The organism is Massilia sp. UYP34, from assembly GCF_056279385.1.
The window spans coordinates 1-2034 of record NZ_JBWBRF010000048.1; the positions used below are offsets into that span (position 1 = coordinate 1).

2 protein-coding genes are annotated in these 2034 nt (G+C 62.5%); both read right to left on the reverse strand.

Annotation, left to right across the window (positions count from 1 at the left end; genetic code table 11):
- Positions 1 to 87: 87 nt before the first annotated feature.
- The gene (gene istB / locus ACZ9AQ_RS24095) at positions 88 to 873 is read right to left on the reverse strand and encodes an IS21-like element helper ATPase IstB (protein ID WP_429207331.1); all 786 of its coding nucleotides are present in this window, start codon (positions 871 to 873) and stop codon (positions 88 to 90) included.
- Entirely contained in the window at positions 870 to 1949 is a 1080-nt protein-coding gene (gene istA, locus ACZ9AQ_RS24100) for an IS21 family transposase (protein WP_429207332.1), read from the reverse strand. The genes istB and istA overlap by 4 nt, the downstream gene beginning before the upstream one ends.
- Between the last annotated feature and the right edge of the window lie 85 nt (positions 1950 to 2034).

Below are 2034 nucleotides of genomic sequence, written 5' to 3' on the forward strand. Positions count from 1 at the left end.
TGTCAACGGCGATTGAAAACTGATACAGATTTCGTCGTCTCAGCGATTTAAAACTGATACACCCCCGTCGCCGAACACCGTCCGTGTTCAGCCCATTTCTGCAACATCGCTCCCCCTCATCATCCCGGCCTGTCGTTGGTGCTTGAGCCGGTAGCTTTCCCCTGCAATCGGCACGATGTGCGCATGGTGCAGTAGCCGGTCGAGCAGCGCCGCGGTCAGCGTCGTGTCCTGCGCGAAGGTCGTGTCCCATTGCCCGAACGGCAGGTTGCTGGTCACGATCAGGCTGCTGCGCTCGTACAGTGCCGCGATCACCTGAAAGAACAGGTTGGCCTGCTCCCGGTTCATCGGCAAGTAACCGATCTCATCGATGATCAAGAGCCGATATGCCTTGATCGCGCGGTGCATTACCGCCTTCAAATTGTTCTGGGTATGCGCCATCGTCAACGCCAGCATCAGGTCGGCCGCCGTCGTGAAGCGCGTCTTGATGCCGGCCTGCGTGGCCTTGTAACCCAGTGCCATTGCCAGGTGCGTCTTGCCTACGCCGCTGGGCCCGACAAGCACCACGTTTTCATGCCGCTCGACGAAGCCCAAACCGGCCAGCTCCTCGACCTGGCTGCGCTTGACGCCTTTGGCGAAGTCATAGTTGAACTCGTCCAGCGTTTTCACCGCCGGGAACCCGGCCAGCCTGGTCATCGTGCTTTGCTTACGCACGTTGCGCCCGGCGGCTTCCTCCCTCAAGAGCCCCTCCAGGAAGTCGCTGTAGGCCATCTCCTGCTTCGCCGCCTTCTGGGTTGCGGCGCCATAGCCCTGTGCCACGAACGGCAGGTTCAGGCTCTCGCACAACGTCGCGATACGCTCATGCTGCAGGTTCATGCCCCCACCCCTTCAGTAACCCGCACCAGCAGCGCGTCGTACACCTGCAGCGGATGCTGTACTGGAGACGGTTGCGCGATTCGCTCCACCACCGCTGCCGGCCGCGGCACCGCAGGTGCCGCGGTACTCGGTTGCGGCCTGGCTGCCGCGATGTCCGCCCGCCATGGTGCCGGCAGCGCTTGCAGGTGCTCCACTTCCCGCTTCAATGCTTCGGCTGGCGGCTCCCCGGTGGTGCCGTGGATGCGCGCATTGGCCACCTCGCGCAACCAGTGGGCCACTTCCACGTTGGCCGTTACGACGTCGAGCTTCTGGCCGCTCTGTGCCACCCGGCTCGCCAGCGGCACGTAAAACGAGCGGCGCAGGTAGCCGTTGAAGCGTTCGACTTTTCCCTTGGTCTTGGCCCGGTACGGCTGGCACAGCTTGATCACGAAGCCGCTATGCCTGGCGTAGTCCAGGAAGCCGGCGTGGAAGCGGTGCTCGCCCTCACCGTACGCATCGCGCTCCAGTACTACCGTCTTCATGTTGTCATACAGGACCCGCCGCGTCACGCCACCGAACGCCGCAAAGGCGCGCTCGTGGCAGGCGATCAGGGTTTCTACCTTCATGTTGCTGACGAACTCCACGTAGCTGGCCCGGCTAAAGCCAAGCGTCGCGCAGAACGCGTGCAATGGCGCGCTGCCCTTACGGAATTCGACCCAGTCCACCTGCAACTGCTCGCCCATCGCCGTCTCGAAACGCACCACCGGGTCGGCTGAAGGTGCCGGGCGCAAGGTGCGCACGAAGGCCCTCAACTGGCTCATGCCGCCTTCGTAGCCGCGCGCGGCAATCTCGCGGTACAGCACGGTGGCCGGAATCACGTCGGGCTGAGCGGCTTGCTGCCGATCCCTCAGGTACTGCTCGAATTGCGCCAGCTTCGTCTGGCGTTTGACTTGGCGTTCGTACTTCGGCACGGCCTCCAGGGCCAGATGCCGGCGCACCGTGTTCACTGCGCAGCCTACCTCGGCGGCGATCTGCCGAAGGCTTAACCCATGCCTCTTCAGGAGTTGAATTTCCACGTACACCTCTTTGGGTTTCAAGGCCGCTCCGCAAAGCGGCCATCTTCTCAAAATGGTGTATCAGTTTTCAATCGCTGCCTGTATCAGTTTACAACCGCTGCTGACA